A 16,413-nucleotide genomic window follows, 5' to 3' on the forward strand; every position below is an offset into this window, starting at 1 on the left:
CGATGGCCGCCCGCGACGACACCGGCGCCCCGGTCCGCTTGCCGGACCGGGTGCGCCGCGTCGTGTCGATCGTCCCGTCCCTGACCGAGACGGTCGCGGCGACCGCGCCGGAGCTGCTGGCCGGCGCCACCGACTGGTGCACCCATCCCGAGGGCCTCGACGTGCCGCGCGTGCGCGGCACCAAGAACCCCGACCTGGAGCGGATCATCGCGCTGCGGCCCGACGTCGTCGTGGGCAACACCGAGGAGAACCGTCCCGCCGACGTCGAGGCGCTCCGCGCGGCGGGCGTCGCGGTGTGGATGACGCGGATCCGCACGGTCGAGGAGGCCCTGGCGTCGCTGCGGCGCATGCTGGCCGAGGCGTGCCGGGTGCCTGCGGCGCCCGGATGGCTGGAGGAGGCGTCCCGCGTCTGGTCGCGGGTCGCGCCGGGGGAGCCCCGGGCGGCGGTGATCCCGATCTGGCGGCGGCCGTGGATGGTCGTCGGGCGCGACACCTTCACCGGCGACGTCCTGTCCCGCCTGGGCGTCTCCAACGTCTACGCCGGGCATCCCGAGCGCTACCCGAAGATCCCGCTGGACGAGCTGAACGCGGCCGGCGCCGACCTCGTCGTCCTGCCGGACGAGCCGTACCGCTTCACCGAGGACGACGGCCCGGAGTGCTTCCCCGGGCTCGACGCCGCGCTCGTCAGCGGCCGGCTCCTCACCTGGTACGGCCCGTCCCTGGTCGAGGCCCCGGCCGTTCTCGCCGGACGGCTCGCCGCGGCCCGCCCCCGCTAGCCGGGGCGGCGGGTGAACATGGCCTCCACGCAGCGGGCCATGCGCTCGTCGAGCTCGTCGGCGGGCACGCCGATCTCCCGCGCCAGGTGCTCGCGCAGCAGCGTGTACCCGTAGATCGTGGAGGCGATGGCCGCCTGCACGGCCGCCACGTCCTCGACCGGCAGGTCCCCCCGCGCCGCCTCCGCGGCGAGGTCCTCGCGGCCCGCGCCCCGGTTGAGCAGGACGCGGGGCCGGTCGTCGCCGTCCAGCACGAGCAGCGTCGCCAGCCGGACCGGCTCGGGGTGGCGCAGGCTCGTCCAGAACAGCCGCGCCAGCCGCTCGCGCAGCGGCAGCCCGGCCGCCTCCACCGCGTCCTCGGCGTTCGGCCGCGAGCGGTGGAACAGCGCCGAGCGCAGCAGCGCCCGGCGCGACCCGAAGTACTGGTAGACCAGCCCGCGGTTGACCCCGGCCTCGTCGGCGACCTGGCGCAGGTTCAGCCCGGCGAGGACGCCGCCGCGCCGCAGCAGCGCGACCGCCGCCGCCCGCAGCGACTCCTCGGTCCCCTCCCGGTCCCGCACGCGGGCCGCCCCGTCACGCGCGGGGACCACCGGCCACATAGATGACCTGCCCGGACACGAAGGACGCGTCGTCGCTCACCAGGAACGCGACGGTCCCCGCGATGTCCTCGGGGACGCCGACGCGCCGGACGGGGATCTCCTTGGCCGCGGCGGCCTTGAAGTCCTCGAAGCCGACGCCGACGCGGGCGGCGGTCGCGGCCGTCATCTCGGTGGCGATGAACCCCGGCGCGATCGCGTTGGCCGTGACGCCGAACTTCCCGAGTTCGATCGCCAGCGTCTTGGTGAAGCCCTGGAGGCCCGCCTTGGCCGCCGAGTAGTTGACCTGGCCGCGGTTGCCGAGGGCCGACACCGACGACAGGTTCACGATCCGGCCCCATCCGGCCTTCGTCATGTGCTCCTGCGCGGCGCGGGTCATCAGGAACGAGCCCCGCAGGTGCACCGAGAGGACCGAGTCCCAGTCGTCGTCGGACATCTTGAACAGCAGGTTGTCGCGGGTGATGCCGGCGTTGTTCACCAGGACGACGGGGGGTCCGAGCTCGGCGGCGACGCGCGCGACGGCGGCGTTCGCCCGCGCGGTGTCGGCGACGTCGACGCCGACGGCCAGCGCGGTGCCGCCGTCCTTGGTGATCGTTTCGACGGTGCCGGCGCAGGCGGCCTCGTCGAGGTCGCAGACGGCGACGGCGAAGCCCTCCCTGGCGAGGCGGACGGCGGTGGCGGCGCCGATGCCGCGCGCGGCGCCGGTGACGATGGCGACCCGGGTTCCGGTCATGTGCGCGAGCCCTTCCGTCAGACCTGGATGTCCTTGGCGATGATGGTCTTGAGCACCTCGCTGGTGCCGCCGTAGATCCGGGTGACCCGGGCGTCGGCGTACAGGCGCGCGATCGGGTACTCCAGGATGTAGCCGTAGCCGCCGTGCAGCTGGAGGCACTTGTCGACGACGCGGGCCTGCACCTCGGTGCAGAACAGCTTGCAGACGGCGGCGTCGGCGGGGGTGAGCTCGCCGGCGTCCAGCGCCTCGATGCAGCGGTCGACGAGTGAGCGGGCGGCCTCGACCTCGGTGGCGCACTCGGCCAGCACGAACTTGGTGTTCTGGAACGACGAGACGGTCTTGCCGAAGACGGTGCGCTCCCGCACGTACCGGCGGGCGAACTCCACGGCGGCCGCCGCCGACGCGTAGGAGCTGGTCGCGATGCCGAGGCGCTCCTCCGCGAGGTTGTGCGTCAGGTACTCGAACCCGCGCCCCTCCTCGCCGAGCAGGTCCTCCACGGGGACCCGGACGTCGCTGAACGACAGCTCGGCCGTGTCGGAGCTGCGCAGACCGATCTTCTCCAGCTTGCGTCCGACCGCGTAGCCCTCGCTCCGGGTGTCCACGGCCAGGATCGACAGGCCCGCCCGGCGGTTCTCCGGCGTGGCCTCGGACGTCCGGGCCACCACGAGCACCCGGTCGGCGAGGACGCCGCCGGTGATGAACGTCTTGGCGCCGTTCAGGACGTAGTGGTCGCCGTCCCGCTTCGCCGTGGTCCGCATGCCGGCGAGGTCCGAGCCGGTGCCGGGCTCGGTCATCGCGATGGCCGTCATCATCTCGCCGGACACGAACGGCGGCAGCCAGCGCTTCTTCTGCTCCTCCGAGCCGTACTTCAGCAGGTAGGGCAGGACGAGGTTGACGTGCACCCCGTAGCCGCCGAAGCTCACCCCGGCGCGGGCGCACTCCTCGGAGACCACGGCCTGGTACTTGAAGCTGGTCTCGCCCGCGCCGCCGTACTCCTCGGGCACCTGGATGCCGAACACGCCGAGCTCGCCCAGCTTGTTGTAGAACTCGCGCGGGGGATGGCCCGCGTTCTCCCACTCCTCGTAGACCGGGGCCACCTCGGCCTCGATGAAGTCCCGGATCGTCTCCCGGAAGGCCTCGTGGTCCTCGTTGAAAACGGTGCGGCGCACGCCGTGCCCCTCTCGCCTGCGTTACTAACAGAACGCTAAGTTAACTCGAACAGAGTTCTAGAATCAAATACGAGAGGGAAGGGGCGGCCCCGCCGGGGCCGGGCGGCCTGCGCGGTCAGCAGCCGGGCTCGCAGACCCGGCGCGAGACGGCCCTGAGGAAGATCTTCTGGATCTGCCCGGGCGTCTCGGCCACGTAGGCGTCCCCGTGCGTCACCGCCGCGATGCGCCGCAGCTCCTCGACGTCCACGCCCGAGCCGTAGCCCAGCATGTTGACCTGGACGGGCCGCTCCGGGTCGTACTCGCGGCGGATGTGGTCGAGGGTCTCCTCCAGGGACGGGCCGCGGGGGTCCTCGTTCCTGCCGTCCGTCCACAGCAGGACCGAGTTCACGTACTCCGGCTTGTAGGTCCGCTTCATGTAGTCGAACGCGGCCATGACCGTGTCGTACAGGCCGGTGTCGCCGTGCTTCTTCACCCGGATCCGCGCGAACGCGCTCAGCACGAGCTGCCGCCGGGTCGCCGACCCGAGCCGCTCGTTGAGCGGCCCGACGCTGACGAGCTCGCGCCAGTCCCGGTCGCCCTCCAGCTCGGTGGAGAAGACCCACTGGCCGAGCTCGCTGTCGTCCGGCAGCAGCGCGAGCCCGCCCTGGGCCGTGCGGACCGTGGACTGCAACCGCGTCACCCCCGGCGCGACCCCCTCGTCCATCGAGCCCGACACGTCGATCACGCTCAGCATCCGGATGCTCAGCGACAGCTGGGCCCACGACTGCATGGTGCGCCGCACGTCCGCGGCGGGCGCGTCCGGGAGCGCCCGCGGCGGGCGCGGGTCCAGGCCGGTCCGCGCGGAGAACGACGAGGGCGCCGCCCCGCCGGGCGTCCGGAAGCCCAGCCGCTGGAGGTCGTCGCGGGTGGCGCTGTCCGTGAGCGCCGCGGCCAGCGACCGCGCGGCGCCGGCCTTGGCCCGGTCCTCCGCCAGGACGGTGACCGGGTGGTCGAGGTAGACCGTGCCCTCCGCCGGGTGCACCGCGACCGCCGGCTCGGCCGGACGCCGCGCGTTGTAGGCGAACACCGCCTGCTCGGGTGCCAGGGCGACCGGGTAGCGGTCGGACCTGCCCTGGTCGAAGGCCGTGAAGGCGGCGAGCTCGGCCTCGACCGAGGGCGCCACGCCCTCCCGGATCGTCCGGACCACGCCGGTGAAGGACGCCTCGCCCTCCGGAGCGTCCGCGAGCAGCGCGCCGGCCAGGATCAGCGAGCCCATGCCCGTCGAGCTGCGGCCCGGATCGGGGACCTGGAGCCGCAGCAGCCGCGGCGGGATCACTCCGCCGCCCTGCCCGGCGGCCGGGTCCTGCTCGGCGTCCGAGGCCGTCCCGGCCGCGGCGAGCAGGTCCTTCCAGGACGGCCGCTCCGGCGCGCCGAGGTTGCGCAGCTGGGTCGCCAGGCCGCGCGGCATCGCCAGCACGATCGGGGTCGAGGCGATCCCGCCCAGGCGGCCCGGGTCCCCCGGGGCCGGGGCCGCCTGGGCGGGCCCCTCGACGAGCTTGGTCCACAGCGAGGAGTCGGGGATCCAGACGTCCGGCCGCCGGGCGACCCCGGCCACGCCCTTTCCGGACAGCAGCGTCGCGACCGCGGCCGGATCGGTGGCGCGCACCCGCGCGCGGGCGCACCGCCCGTCCACCTCGTGCCCGGCGTCGTTGAACCGGTCCGCGGCCCGCGCCACCGCGGCCGCGACGTCCGGCGCCACCGCCACGTCGAGCGTCACCGCGCCGCCGCCGGAGCACCCGCCGCCCGCCGAGGCGAGGGCGTAGGCGCCGAATCCGCCGAGGAGCACGAGACCGACCGCGCCGGCCAGCGGCCCGAGCAGGATGCCGCCGACGCGCCTCGGCGGCCGGCCCCCGCCGAGGCTCCAGGGCCCCCGGGCGGACTTGGCGGCGGCGTGCGCCGGGCCCTGGGGGCGGGGTGTGCGGCCCGGCCGCTTGAAGGCGTCGAACGGCTCCCCCTCGGAGCCGCCCCTGCCGCGGCGCGGGAGCGGGCCGGGGTGGGAGGCGCCGAGGAAGACGTGGGGGGACTCCGGGCCGCCCGGCTCCGGTGGGGTCCGGGGTGCCCACTCAGGAACGTCGTCGAATGCGCTCATGGCCGGTCTCCGTTTCCCGGGCGGGGGTGCGGGCCGCGTCGCGCCGTGGGTCGACGGCCCGCCGGGTGAGACACAGAACGGATGTGTCTCAATGGGGCAGACGTGATGTTCGTCTCAACGTCCCCCTCCGTCAAGGGGTGGGCGGCCCACTCTTCGGAGCGTCGGGGTGAGGCCGCTCAGCAGTACGCGGCGGGCCCGGGGAGGGGATCGGCCGGGGACCGGGACGTCCCGGCGGGGAGGGGCCGGGGGAGGCGCCGCGCCCCGCGCGGATCAGGGCGGGAAGGGGCGGAGGGCCCGGTTTCGGGACCCTGGCCGGAGCAGGCCAGCCGGGACCGCTTGCGTTTCCGCGAGGATGTGCTTCGGCCCGGGAGGGCGGTCAACGGCCGGTCCGCGGAGGGTCATCCGCGGCACCGCGCGGCTTCATGGGACGCCCCGGGCATTGAAAAGCGGCGCCGGGTGGATACGGGGGCAATCCACCCGGCGCCGCATCATCGGTGTTCCGACGGGGGCCCGGAACACCGGCACGGGCGCTCCGACGGGGGACCAGAGCGCCGGTACAAATCGTACACCGAAACCCCCCGCGGTTAGTCAAGAGAATGTCACGACCGGATTTCCGGACGCTGTCCGGAAACCGGCTTGTGTTCCCTGCCGGCGCGGTCGTCGAAGGCCGCCCGGGCCGTCGGCTCGCGCCCCCCGTTCGCGAAGACGACGGCGACGTAGGGCAGGATCGCGGCCGCGACCACCATGAGGACCGCGAGCCACCACGGCGCGCCCGCCACCGCGGCCACCACGGCGCCGACGAAGCAGAGCGTGCGGACGGCCATGGACACGAGGTACCGCCGCTGGCGGTGGCCGATGTCCTCCGACATGGGGCGGGGAGCGTCGGTGACCGTGTAGACCGCCGGCTCGCGGTGGTGGCGGGGATTGACCTTCACCATTCCACGGTAAGCCCATGGAGTCCGACCCGCACCGGCGGTACCGGGCAAAACTTCTGGAGGAGCGAATGACCGATCGCACGTACCGCGTGACCGAGATCGTGGGGACCTCGCCGGACACCGTCGAGGCCGCGATCCGCAACGGCGTCCGGCGCGCCTCGCAGACCCTGCGCCACCTGGACTGGTTCGAGGTGACCGAGGTCCGCGGCCACATCGAGGACGGCGAGGTGGCCCACTTCCAGGTGACCATGAAGGTGGGCTTCCGCCTGGAGGACGCGTGAGCCCGCGGAGGGCCTAGCGCCGGGGGCGCCCGCCGTCCGGACCTTCACGGCCACGGGACGGCGGGGCCCCTCGGCGGGGTCCGGCTCCCGGCCCGCGGGCGTCCCGCCGTCCCGGTGCCGCGGCGGGTCAGGTCGCCTGGCTCACCGTCGACATGTGGAAGTCGGGGACCCGGACCGGCGGCATGGCGGTGCGGGTGAAGTAGTCGGACCACTCGCGCGGCAGCGTGGGGCCGGTCTCGCCGACCTCGGCGAGCCGCGACAGCAGGTCGACCGGGCTCTCGTTGAACCGGAAGTTGTTCACCGCCCCCACGACCTCGCCGTTCTCGACGAGGTAGACGCCGTCGCGGGTGAGGCCGGTCAGCAGCAGGCTCTGCGTGTCGACCTCCCGGATGTACCACAGGCACGTGAGCAGCAGCCCGCGCTCGGTGCGGGCCACCATCTCCTCCAGGGAGGCGCCGCCCTCCGGCCCCCTCATCGCCAGGTTGTCGACGGCGGGGGTGACCGGCAGGCCGGTGCGCTCGGCGGAGTGCCGGGTCTGGGTGAGGGAGGCGAGGGCGCCGTCGGCGATCCAGTCGGTGGGGCCGAGCGCGAGCCCGTTGTCGAACACCGACGACTCGCGGCCGGAGGAGTGCGCGATCACGAACGGGGCGCACTGCATGCCCGGGGCGGCCGGGTCGCTCGCCAGGGTGACGGGCAGGCCGGCGAGCCGCTCCCCGACGCGGGTGCCGCCGCCGGGAGCGCTGAAGACGGTCCGGCCGTCCTGCGCGTCCTGGGCGCCCGCCGACCAGTACAGGTAGATCATCAGGTCGGCGACGGCGGAGGGCGGCAGGATCGTCTCGTAGCGACCGGCGGGCAGCTCCACGCGCCGCTCTCCCCAGTCCAGCCGCCGGGCGAGGTCGCCGGTGAGGGCGGGGACGTCGACGTCGGTGAAGTCGCGGGTGCCGACGCCGGCCCACGCCGAGCCGCCCGTGCCCTTGGCGTTCAGCTCCAGCAGGCCGGTCGGCTGGTCGTGGCGCAGCCGCAGGCCCGCCGAGCTGCCGAGGAACGTGGAGGTGAGGACGTGGTTGGCGAACCCGTACAGGCGCCGGTCGCCGGCCTGCGCGGCGGCGAACGCCTCGCCGAGCGCGGGCGCGAAGCCCTCGAACACCCCGATGCCGGTCTCGGCGGGGTCGTCGTCCCATCCGGCGCCGCCGGCGGGCGGCCCCTCGGCGACCAGCGGCCGCGCGTCCTCGGCGGCCTCGTTGCCCGCGGCGTCGGCCTCGGCGGCGCGCACCAGCTCCTCGATGTCGCCCGCGCCCACGGCCGAGCGCGACACCACGCCCGCGGCCACGCCGTCCGCCGTGTGGCGCAGCGCGATGACGGTGAGGCGGCTGGACCGGGTCACGCCGTTGGTGGTGAGGGTGTTGCCGGCCCAGCGCAGGTTCGCGGTGCTCGACTCGTCGGCGATGACGACGCAGTCGTCGGCGCGCGACAGCGAGAGGGCCCGCTCCACGGCCTCCTGCGGCCTGATCGTGCTCACTGGCCGGCCTCCTTCAGCGCGTTGAGGATGTTGACGCCGCGGAACAGCGCCGACGGGCAGCCGTGGCTGACCGACGCGACCTGCCCCGGCTGGCCCTTGCCGCAGTTGAACGCGCCGCCGAGCACGTAGGTCTGCGGACCGCCGACGGCCTCCATCGAGTTCCAGAAGTCGGTGGTGCTCGCCTGGTAGGCGACGTCGCGCAGCTGCCCGGCGAGGCGGCCGTTCTCGATGCGGAAGAACCGCTGCCCGGTGAACTGGAAGTTGTACCGCTGCATGTCGATCGACCAGCTCTTGTCGCCGACGATGTAGATGCCGCGCTCGACCCCGGAGATCAGCTCCTCGGTGGACGGGCCGCCCTCGGCGGGCCTGAGCGAGACGTTCGCCATGCGCTGGATCGGCATGCTGGACGAGGAGTCGGCGAAGGCGCAGCCGTTGGAGCGCTCGGCGCCGGTGAGGCGGGCGATGCGCCGGTCGGTCTGGTAGCCGGTGAACACGCCCTCGGAGACGATGTCGAACGACTGGGCCTCCACGCCCTCGTCGTCGTAGCCGATGGTGGCCAGGCCGTGCTCGGTCGTCCGGTCCCCGGTGACGTTCATGGCCTTGGAGCCGTACTGGAGGCTCCCGAGCTTGTCGGGGGTGGCGAACGAGGTGCCCGCGTAGGCGGCCTCGTAGCCGAGCGCGCGGTCCAGCTCGGTCGCGTGGCCGATCGACTCGTGGATCGTCAGCCACAGGTTGGACGGGTCGACGACGACGTCGTAGGGCCCCGGCTCCACCGACGGCGCCGCGAGCTTCTCGGCGAGCAGCTCGGGGATGCGGGCGAGCTCCCCGTCCCAGTCCCAGTGCGCGCCCGACAGCCACTCCCAGCCGTACCCGGCGGGCGGCGCCAGCGTGCGCATCGTGTCGAACAGGCCGTCGCCGATGCCCACGGCGTTCACCACGGGGTGCAGCCGGACGCGCTGCTGGGTGGTGACCGTGCCCCCGAGGTCGGCGAAGAACTTGTTCTCCTTGATCTGGAGCATGGTGGCGTCGACGTGGTCGACGCGGTCGTCGCCGAGCAGCCGGCGGCTCCAGTCCGCCAGCAGCGCGACCTTGTCGGCGGTCGGCACCTCGAACGGGTCGGTCTCGTACGCCGAGACCCAGGTGCGCTCGCCGTGGACGGGCTCGGGGGCCAGCTCGATCGGCTCCCGGTTGACGGCCCTGGCGACGGCGGCGACCTCCACCGCCTGCGCGGCGACGCGGGCGGCGCCCTCGGGCGTCAGGTCGATGCCGGCGGCGAAGCCCCAGGTGCCGTCCTTGACGACCCGCACCGACAGCCCGACGTCGTCGGCGTCCAGGGCGGTCTCCAGAGCGGCGTCGTACAGGCGGAGTGTCTGGCTGCGGATGCGCTCCAGGCGGAAGTCGGCGTGCTCGGCGCCCAGCTCCCTGGCGCGGGACAGCGCCGCGTCGGCCAGCGCGCGGAGCGGCAGCGCGGTGAAGGCGGGATCGATGTCATGCACCCTCCGCAACCTACCGGTCCGCGCCCGTCCCGGCGGGCCGCGAGGCGCCCGAACAAAGGGAGGTGACGGGATCTTGTCGGTTCGGCACATCCGCAGCGGGCGCCGGGGCCGCTAGTGTCGGGCAGCAGCCAACGAGCAGTACAACGAGAGGGTCCTGATGAGTCGCTCTGTCCTCGTGACCGGCGGTAACCGGGGCATCGGCCTCGCCATCGCCCGCGAGCTGGCCGCGGCGGGCGACGCGGTCGCGGTCACCTACCGGTCGGGAGAGCCGCCCGAGGGGCTGTTCGGCGTCCGGTGCGACGTGACCAGCGCCGAGGACGTCGACGCGGCCTTCGGCAAGGTGGAGGCGGAGCAGGGCCCGGTCGAGGTGGTCGTCGCCAACGCGGGGATCACCAAGGACACCCTCCTGGCGATCATGAGCGAGGAGTCGTTCACCTCCGTCCTGGACACCAACCTGACGGGCTCGTTCCGGGTGGCCAAGCGCGCGGTGAAGAGCATGATGCGCAAGCGCACGGGGCGGATCGTGCTGGTCTCCTCGGTCGTGGGGCTGATGGGCTCGCCGGGGCAGTCCAACTACGCCGCGTCCAAGGCCGGCATGGTCGGGTTCGCGCGCTCGCTCGCCCGCGAGCTCGGGTCGCGGGGCATCACGGTCAACGTGGTGGCGCCCGGCTTCGTCGACACCGACATGACGGCGGTGCTGAGCGAGGACCAGCAGAAGGCCATCACCGCCGCGGTGCCGCTCGGCCGCATCGCGAAGCCGGAGGAGGTCGCCAAGGCCGTCCGGTTCGTGGCCAGTGAGGACGCCGCCTACATCACCGGGGCCGTGATCCCGGTCGACGGCGGCCTGGGAATGGGGCACTGACAGTCATGGGAATCCTCGAAGGCAAGCGCATCCTGGTCACCGGCGTCCTCACCGACGCCTCCATCGGCTTCCACGTCGCGCGGATCGCGCAGGAGCAGGGCGCCGAGGTCGTCCTGACCGCCTACCCGCGGCCGACCCTCACCCAGCGGACCGCCAAGCGGCTGCCGTCCGGGCCCGACAACCCGCCTCCGGTGCTGGAGCTCGACGTCACCGACGCCGACCAGCTCGGCGCCCTCGCCGGGAACCTGCGCGACAGCGGCTTCGACCACCTCGACGGCGTGGTCCACGCGATCGGCTTCGCGCCGCAGACCGCGCTCGGCGGCAACTTCCTGGAGACGCCGTGGGAGGACGTCGCCGTCGCCGTGCACGCCTCGACGTACTCGCTGAAGTCGCTGACGATGGCGTGCCTGCCGCTGATGAAGGACGGCGGCTCCGTCGTCGGCCTCGACTTCGACGCCACCAAGGCGTGGCCGGTGTACGACTGGATGGGCGTGGCGAAGGCCGGCCTGGAGTCGTGCGCCCGCTACCTGGCCAAGTACCTGGGCCCGCAGGGCATCCGGGTGAACCTCGTCGCCGCGGGTCCGCTCGCGACGATGGCGGCCAAGAGCATCCCCGGGTTCGAGGGCATGACGGACATGTGGCCGAAGGCGGCCCCGCTCGGCTGGGACATCAAGGACAGCGAGCCCACGGCCCGCGCCTGCGCGGCGCTGCTGTCGGACTGGTTCCCCGCGACGACGGGCGAGATCGTCCACGTGGACGGCGGCCTGCACTCCATCGGCGGCGCGTCCGCGTGACGCCCGGCGGGCCGCGGCGGACCGCGGCCCGCGACGGCCTCAGCGTGCCCGGCGGCGGCGCAGCGCGCGGCCCGCGACGCTGACGTGGAGCGCGCCCACGGCGCCGGCGGCCCCGGCCGCGGCGGCGACCAGCAGCAGCTGGCCGTTGTCCTGGCCGGACGCGGCGACGGGGGAGATGAGCCGGGTCTGCGGCGCGGCGGCCGTCCCGCCGGCCGCGTTCGCGTACGGGTCGGCCGCGATCTCCGGCGTGGGGAGCACGCCGGGAAGCCCCGATGCGGTGGACGGGGCCTGCCCCTTGTACGGCTTGAGGCTGCCCGGCGCCGTCATCGGGGCGGGCCCGGACGGGGCCGCCCCCTGGCCGCCTCTCGGCGCGGAGGACGGCTTGCGCGGGGCCTTGGCGGGCGCCTTGGCCGGCGTCCTCGTCTTCTTGGAGGTCTTCTGCGGGGCGGGCTTCACGGTCTTCGTCGGCGCCGGCGTCGGAGTGGGCTTCGGGGTGAGCCCCTCGCGCAGGTTGCCGAGGTTGCACTTCCAGTTCTCGATCGTGCTCTGGGGATCGACGCCCTTCTTGCACGTCTCCGCCGCCGCGCCGGCCGCCGGGGCGGCGAGCACCAGGACGAGCGCCCCCGCCGAGACCGTCGCCGATGCCGTACCTAGCCGCCTGAGCCGCTGGGGCATGTCGCTCCTCCACCCACCCGATGCCGTTCCCTGACCCTTGTTGACATCGTGTCCCATACGGGGCCGCCCGTAAACCGCGACACGGGGTTTCTTTACCTGTCAGTACCTCACTGGGCCACCAGCCGTGCGAGCCTGGTGCGCCGCGCCGGGGCCCCGTCCTCGCGGACGGCCCTGGCCAGCGCGGGTCCGGCCGCCTGCACGACCGACAGGTGGCGGCGCGCGAGCCCGAAAGCGGTGGCCACCAGCGGACGCGACAGCCCGTCCGCCGCCAGGACCGCGACCACGGCGGGACGCCGGGTCCCGCGCGCGAGCGCCACCGGCACCGCCCAGCCGTGCCGCAGCCGGGACGCCTCCGCCGGGGAGACGACCCGCGGCACCGCCCGGGAAGTCGACCTCCAGCCCGTGCGGGCCGCCGCCCCGCCACCACGCCCGTCCTCGCCGAGCGGGCGTGCGGGAGCGGCGCGGCGACGACCACCCGGTCGCCGGGGTCCATGCCGCCGAACGCGCCGGGGCCGGCGTTTCAGGCGGGCCTTGAGCGCGGCGTTTGAGGGCGCCGGCGCCCGCGTCGTCGCCGCCCGCCCGCCGGGCGACGACCTGGACGTCCTCGACGGGGATGCCGAGGGCGCGGGGAATCGAGTCGGCGACCGAGCTGGACGGCCCGGTGGACCGCCTCCGCGGCGCCCTCGGCGGGCACGATGACGACCTCGCGGCCCGGGGCGTCCACGGCGGCCAGCCCGCCGCCGCGCACCGACTCGGTCAGCTCGCCGAGCGGGCCGGCCGGCGGCCCGTCGTCAAGCGCCACGACGGGCACGGTCTCCGACGCCTCCAGGTCGTCCAGCGGCCGGCCGGGACCGGCGGGCGGCGGGGCGTCCGGCTCGCAGCACAGCACGAGGTGGGCGCCGTCGGGGCACGCCTCGGTCAGCACCGCGCACAGCTCGACGTCGAGCGCCGCGCCGTCGGCCACGATGACGAGGTCGAGCTCGAAGGGCCGCTGCTCGCCGCGCCCGTAGCCGACGGCCCCGGGCGCGGCCGAGGGGTCCTCGCGGGGCTCCAGCAGCCGGTGCAGGCTGGTCACCGCGACGCCCTCGCCGAGACCGGCGGCGAGGTCGGCCGCGGCGCGGTCGGTGGGCGCCGCCACCGCCGTGCGGACGCCCTGGGACGCGGCGGCGGAGGCGATCGCGGCGACCGTGCCCGCGAGCCCGTCGGGCGTGCCGCGCAGGATGCTGACGCCGGTGCGCAGCGCGGCGGTGAGGGCGAGGGAGCGGTCCTCGGCGAGCCCCGTCGCGCAGCTCCTTCAGCGCCGTGTCGTCCCAGCGGCGCGGCGGTGAGCGTCAGGCGCTGGAAGCCCTCGGCCGCCGCCTCCTCGGCGAGCGCCCACCGCGCCGGGCCGAGCGTCTCCTCCGGCTCCGCGGGCTCGGCGTCCTCCTCGAACGCCTCCTCGTCGAACTCGGGCTCCTCGGTGAGCGACAGGACCTCCGCCTCGTCCAGCGCCGCCTCGACGGCGCGCGGCGGGTCGGGGTAGCGCAGGCGCTCCAGCGCGGACAGCACGTCGGCGGCGGGCGTGACCGTGTGGCCCTGGCGGGCCGCCTCCGTCAGCAGGTGCAGGACCAGGGCGCCGCCGCGGCGGGGGTCGTCGGGGCGGGCGCCGTCCCCGAGGAGGGCGCGGGCGAAGTGGTCGGCCTGTTCGGGCCGGACGCCGGGGACGCTCAGCAGCCGCCACGGGTCCTCGCGCAGCCGGCCGGCGGCGGACGGGCCGAGCCGCGCCGCGGTCCGGGCGGCGAGCGCGGCGGGCGCGCCCGTCTCGGCGAGCAGCGCCTCGAGGGCGCGCAGGCCCTCCTCCGGGGTCCGGCCGGGTTCGGGCGGCGGCGCCTGCGCGGGCTCGGGGGCGTCCCGCACGTCGAGCGCGCCGGCGGCGGCCTCGGCGGCGCGCATGGCGGCCTCGGCGCGCGCCTTGCGCTCGGCGGGGGAGGGGGTGGTGTGTCAGGGGTGTCGGTCACGGGCTTCCCGTCACGGCTGGTCGCGGTCGGCGGTGGACCGTCCAGAGGGTGCCACGGACGGTCCTGGGATTCACGGATGAAACACGCGCGGACGGAAGACGCGCGGACGGATCGCTCACGGGCGGTTCGCTCACGGGTGGGACGTCGTGTCGGAGACGTCGGAGACGTCGTCCAGCGCGCCGCGGATCTCGTTCGGCAGCGTGACCTCCTCGCTCGCGAGGATCGCGCCGAGCTGCGCGGCGGTCCGGGCGCCGACGATCGGCGCGGCGACGCCCGCCCGGTCGCGGACCCACGCGAGCGCCACGGCGAGCGGGGAGCAGCCGAGGCCCTCGGCGGCGGTCACCACCGACTCCACGATGCGGGCGCACTCCTCGTCCAGGTACGGCTGGACGAAGTCGGCGAAGTGCGGGGCGGCGGCGCGCGACCCGGCGGGGATGCCGGTGCGGTACTTGCCGGTGAGGACGCCCCGGCCGAGCGGCGACCACGGCAGCAGGCCGGCTCCGGCGTCCAGCGCGGCGGGCACGACCTCCCGCTCGATGTCGCGGCGCAGCAGCGAGTACTCCAGCTGCGCGGACACGATCGGCGCGCGGCCCGGCCAGGCCCGCTGCCAGGCCGCCGCCTTGGAGACCTGCCATCCGGCGTAGTTGGAGACCCCGACGTACCGGGCCCGGCCGGACGAGACCGCCTCGTCCAGCGCCGACAGCGTCTCCTCCAGCGGCGTGGCCGGGTCGTAGACGTGCAGCTGCCACAGGTCGACGTGGTCGAGGTCCATGCGGTCGAGAGAGGCGTCGAGGGCGCGCAGCAGGTGCCTCCGGGAACCGTCGTAGCGCCCGTTCGGCCTGATCGCGGCCTTGGTCGCGACGACGAGGTCGTCCCGGTCGACCAGCTCGCGCAGCAGGTGGCCGAGGATGCGCTCGCTGTCGCCGTCGCTGTAGACGTCGGCGGTGTCGACCAGGGTGCCCCCGGCCTCCACGCGACGCGACGAGCTGCGCCGCCGCCTCGTCCGGGTCGGTGTCCTGGCCCCAGGTCATGGTGCCGAGGCCCAGCCGGGACACCAGCAGCCCGCTCCGCCCGAGGTGACGCTCCTTCATAGGCGGCCAATCTATCGGTCCGCGCGAGCCGCGCGGAAAGCGAGCGACCGCTCGGGCCGCACGCGCCGGCGGCACGAAGATCCTGGTGAGGATCTATTGCGGCCGGGCCCCGCCGGGCTAGAGTTCGCAGCCATGGCGCCACCCCCGTTCTCGATGTACTCGCCGAAGACGCCGGAGGGCGACGGCGGGCCGAGCGTGGCGCCGGTGTTCGGCGCCGGCCCCGGCGACGACCCCGGCTACCTCGCCTCGCTGCGCGGCGGAACCGAGCTCGGCCGGATGCGCACGATGATGCTGGCGCTGCTGGCCGCCCCCGTGCTGATCCTCGCGATCATGCCGCTGATCGTCGAGGACGGCCACGGCGGACCGCCGCCGTGGATCCACCTCCCGCTCGCCGCCGCCGCCCTGCTGGCGCTGCTCGCCGGGCCCCGCGCGCCGCGCCCGATGGCGCCGGGCGCCGACCAGGGCGCGGCGGCGCTGACCGCGCTGATGATGTTCCGGCAGGCGGTCCTGCTGCGGTTCGCCCTCGCCGAGGGCGTCATCCTCCTCGGCCTCCCGCTCGCGATGGTCGCCCACAGCGAGCTCGTCTTCGTCGTGGGCTTCGTCCTCGGCTACCCGCTGCTGGTCTGGCTGGCCCTGCCCACGCGCTCGGGCGTGGAGCGGATGCGGCGGCGCCTCGAGGCCCGGGGCGCCGAGTCCCACCTCTGGGCGGTGCTCCTCGCCGCCCCTTTGCCTCCCCGCGACCAGAGCGCCTAGAACGCCTAGAGCCAGCCGCTCTTGCGGAGGCGGCGGAACAGCAGCACGCACACGACGGCCATCACCGCGACGACCAGCGGGTAGCCGATGGTCCAGTGCAGCTCGGGCATGTGGTCGAAGTTCATGCCGTAGATCCCGGCGATCGCGGTGGGGACGGCGATGATCGCGGCCCAGGCGGAGATCTTGCGCATGTCCTCGTTCTGCTGCCGCTTGCCGAGCAGCGCCAGGTGGGCGGTCAGGACGCTGTTGAGCAGCTCGTTGTGCGAGTCGACCTGCTCGTCGACGCGCAGCAGGTGGTCCAGGACGTCGCGGAAGTACTCGCGGGTCGAGCCGCACTCGGCGACGCGGCCCTTCACGATCTCCTGCAGCACCGGGACGAGCGGGGTCCTCGGCGCTGCGGAACTCCAGGACCTCACGCTTGAGACGAGTAGATGTCGGCGGTGAACCGTACCCGGCGTTCGGGTCGAACACACGGCCGCTTCGCTCCAGCCCGATGATGTCGAGCCTTCGACCTCGTGGGTCACGACGACGCCGTACCGGTCGCGACCGGCGTCGCACACCGCGTACAGGACGGAGGTGGCGCAGTGCCGAGCAGCTCCGGGCTGTCCTCC

Annotated in this window: 16 protein-coding genes and 2 pseudogenes; 5 read left to right on the forward strand and 13 right to left on the reverse strand. The window is 74.7% G+C overall.

The annotated features are described in order from the left end of the window. Window positions 1–2: 2 nt before the first annotated feature. On the forward strand, window positions 3–776 hold the full coding sequence (locus tag FKD65_RS43780; RefSeq protein ID WP_141574991.1) for a helical backbone metal receptor: 774 nt from the start codon (window positions 3–5) through the stop codon (window positions 774–776). On the opposite strand, the gene FKD65_RS43785 is transcribed toward FKD65_RS43780, so the two are convergent. The 5 genes from FKD65_RS43785 to FKD65_RS43805 all read right to left on the reverse strand — a co-directional run bounded on the left by FKD65_RS43785 (window position 773) and on the right by FKD65_RS43805 (window position 6,334). Continuing rightward, entirely contained in the window at window positions 773–1,333 is a 561-nt protein-coding gene (locus tag FKD65_RS43785; protein WP_168220894.1) for a TetR/AcrR family transcriptional regulator, read from the reverse strand. The genes FKD65_RS43780 and FKD65_RS43785 overlap by 4 nt on opposite strands. A gap of 13 nt (window positions 1,334–1,346) precedes the next feature. Further along, window positions 1,347–2,102, reverse strand: coding sequence for a 3-oxoacyl-ACP reductase FabG (fabG, locus tag FKD65_RS43790; protein WP_141574996.1), 756 nt, complete (start codon window positions 2,100–2,102; stop codon window positions 1,347–1,349). A 17-nt stretch (window positions 2,103–2,119) separates the two neighbouring features. Further along, window positions 2,120–3,271, reverse strand: a complete 1,152-nt coding sequence (locus tag FKD65_RS43795; RefSeq protein WP_141574998.1) for an acyl-CoA dehydrogenase family protein — start codon at window positions 3,269–3,271, stop codon at window positions 2,120–2,122. Between the two features lie 115 nt (window positions 3,272–3,386). Next, the gene (locus tag FKD65_RS43800) at window positions 3,387–5,399 is read right to left on the reverse strand and encodes a substrate-binding domain-containing protein (RefSeq protein WP_141586172.1); all 2,013 of its coding nucleotides are present in this window, start codon (window positions 5,397–5,399) and stop codon (window positions 3,387–3,389) included. Between the two features lie 599 nt (window positions 5,400–5,998). Next, complete coding sequence (locus tag FKD65_RS43805) at window positions 5,999–6,334, reverse strand: DUF3099 domain-containing protein (protein WP_168221393.1); 336 nt, start codon at window positions 6,332–6,334, stop codon at window positions 5,999–6,001. A 68-nt stretch (window positions 6,335–6,402) separates the two neighbouring features. Between FKD65_RS43805 and FKD65_RS43810 the strand changes: the two genes are divergently transcribed. Then, complete coding sequence (locus FKD65_RS43810) at window positions 6,403–6,615, forward strand: dodecin (RefSeq protein ID WP_141575004.1); 213 nt, start codon at window positions 6,403–6,405, stop codon at window positions 6,613–6,615. A gap of 127 nt (window positions 6,616–6,742) precedes the next feature. Here the strand turns inward: FKD65_RS43810 and FKD65_RS43815 are convergent, their stop codons facing one another. Together FKD65_RS43815 and FKD65_RS43820 are read right to left on the reverse strand one after the other, a co-directional pair. Further along, window positions 6,743–8,125 carry a metallopeptidase TldD-related protein gene (locus FKD65_RS43815; RefSeq protein WP_141586181.1) on the reverse strand — a complete coding sequence of 461 codons (1,383 nt, stop codon included), beginning with the start codon at window positions 8,123–8,125 and terminating at the stop codon, window positions 6,743–6,745. Window positions 8,126–8,130: 5 nt separating this feature from the next. Further along, complete coding sequence (locus FKD65_RS43820) at window positions 8,131–9,630, reverse strand: TldD/PmbA family protein (RefSeq protein ID WP_205718487.1); 1,500 nt, start codon at window positions 9,628–9,630, stop codon at window positions 8,131–8,133. A 157-nt stretch (window positions 9,631–9,787) separates the two neighbouring features. Here FKD65_RS43820 and FKD65_RS43825 point away from each other — a divergent pair, with 157 nt between their 5' ends. Together FKD65_RS43825 and fabI are read left to right on the forward strand one after the other, a co-directional pair. Then, a complete protein-coding gene (locus tag FKD65_RS43825) occupies window positions 9,788–10,492 on the forward strand; it encodes a beta-ketoacyl-ACP reductase (RefSeq protein WP_141575008.1) in 705 nt (234 codons plus the stop codon). A 5-nt stretch (window positions 10,493–10,497) separates the two neighbouring features. After that, the gene (gene fabI, locus FKD65_RS43830) at window positions 10,498–11,286 is read left to right on the forward strand and encodes an enoyl-ACP reductase FabI (RefSeq protein ID WP_141575010.1); all 789 of its coding nucleotides are present in this window, start codon (window positions 10,498–10,500) and stop codon (window positions 11,284–11,286) included. A gap of 39 nt (window positions 11,287–11,325) precedes the next feature. On the opposite strand, the gene FKD65_RS43835 is transcribed toward fabI, so the two are convergent. From FKD65_RS43835 to FKD65_RS43845, 5 genes and pseudogenes are all read right to left on the reverse strand, one after another. Beyond that, window positions 11,326–11,961: a hypothetical protein gene (locus FKD65_RS43835; RefSeq protein WP_141575012.1), complete on the reverse strand. Its 636-nt coding sequence runs from the start codon at window positions 11,959–11,961 to the stop codon at window positions 11,326–11,328. Window positions 11,962–12,068: 107 nt separating this feature from the next. Then, complete coding sequence (locus FKD65_RS46090; protein ID WP_240809898.1) at window positions 12,069–12,338, reverse strand: hypothetical protein; 270 nt, start codon at window positions 12,336–12,338, stop codon at window positions 12,069–12,071. 143 nt (window positions 12,339–12,481) lie between these two features. Next, entirely contained in the window at window positions 12,482–13,201 is a 720-nt protein-coding gene (locus FKD65_RS46095) for an AAA family ATPase (protein WP_368367280.1), read from the reverse strand. Between the two features lie 386 nt (window positions 13,202–13,587). Further along, window positions 13,588–13,893 (reverse strand): annotated as a pseudogene (locus FKD65_RS46775) (helix-hairpin-helix domain-containing protein); the annotation flags it as partial. Window positions 13,894–14,088: 195 nt separating this feature from the next. Then, a pseudogene (locus FKD65_RS43845) lies at window positions 14,089–15,049 on the reverse strand (aldo/keto reductase). Window positions 15,050–15,181: 132 nt separating this feature from the next. Between FKD65_RS43845 and FKD65_RS43850 the strand changes: the two are divergent. Then, entirely contained in the window at window positions 15,182–15,802 is a 621-nt protein-coding gene (locus FKD65_RS43850) for a hypothetical protein (protein ID WP_240809900.1), read from the forward strand. 5 nt (window positions 15,803–15,807) lie between these two features. Here FKD65_RS43850 and FKD65_RS43855 read toward each other — a convergent pair whose 3' ends face one another. Beyond that, entirely contained in the window at window positions 15,808–16,218 is a 411-nt protein-coding gene (locus FKD65_RS43855) for a CorA family divalent cation transporter (protein ID WP_240809901.1), read from the reverse strand. Window positions 16,219–16,413 lie beyond the last annotated feature (195 nt).

The sequence above is a fragment of the Actinomadura sp. WMMA1423 genome (assembly GCF_006547145.1).
Lineage (GTDB): Bacteria > Actinomycetota > Actinomycetes > Streptosporangiales > Streptosporangiaceae > Spirillospora.

Excerpts from the sequence above, each read along its gene's own strand:
- FKD65_RS43780 (WP_141574991.1), top strand. The coding sequence starts at position 3 with ATGGCCGCCCGCGACGACACCGGCGCCCCGGTCCGCTTGCCGGACCGG.
- fabG (WP_141574996.1), bottom strand. The coding sequence starts at position 2,102 with ATGACCGGAACCCGGGTCGCCATCGTCACCGGCGCCGCGCGCGGCATC.
- FKD65_RS43800 (WP_141586172.1), bottom strand. The coding sequence starts at position 5,399 with ATGAGCGCATTCGACGACGTTCCTGAGTGGGCACCCCGGACCCCACCG.
- FKD65_RS43810 (WP_141575004.1), top strand. The coding sequence starts at position 6,403 with ATGACCGATCGCACGTACCGCGTGACCGAGATCGTGGGGACCTCGCCG.
- FKD65_RS43825 (WP_141575008.1), top strand. The coding sequence starts at position 9,788 with ATGAGTCGCTCTGTCCTCGTGACCGGCGGTAACCGGGGCATCGGCCTC.
- fabI (WP_141575010.1), top strand. The coding sequence starts at position 10,498 with ATGGGAATCCTCGAAGGCAAGCGCATCCTGGTCACCGGCGTCCTCACC.
- FKD65_RS43835 (WP_141575012.1), bottom strand. The coding sequence starts at position 11,961 with ATGCCCCAGCGGCTCAGGCGGCTAGGTACGGCATCGGCGACGGTCTCG.
- FKD65_RS43850 (WP_240809900.1), top strand. The coding sequence starts at position 15,182 with ATGGCGCCACCCCCGTTCTCGATGTACTCGCCGAAGACGCCGGAGGGC.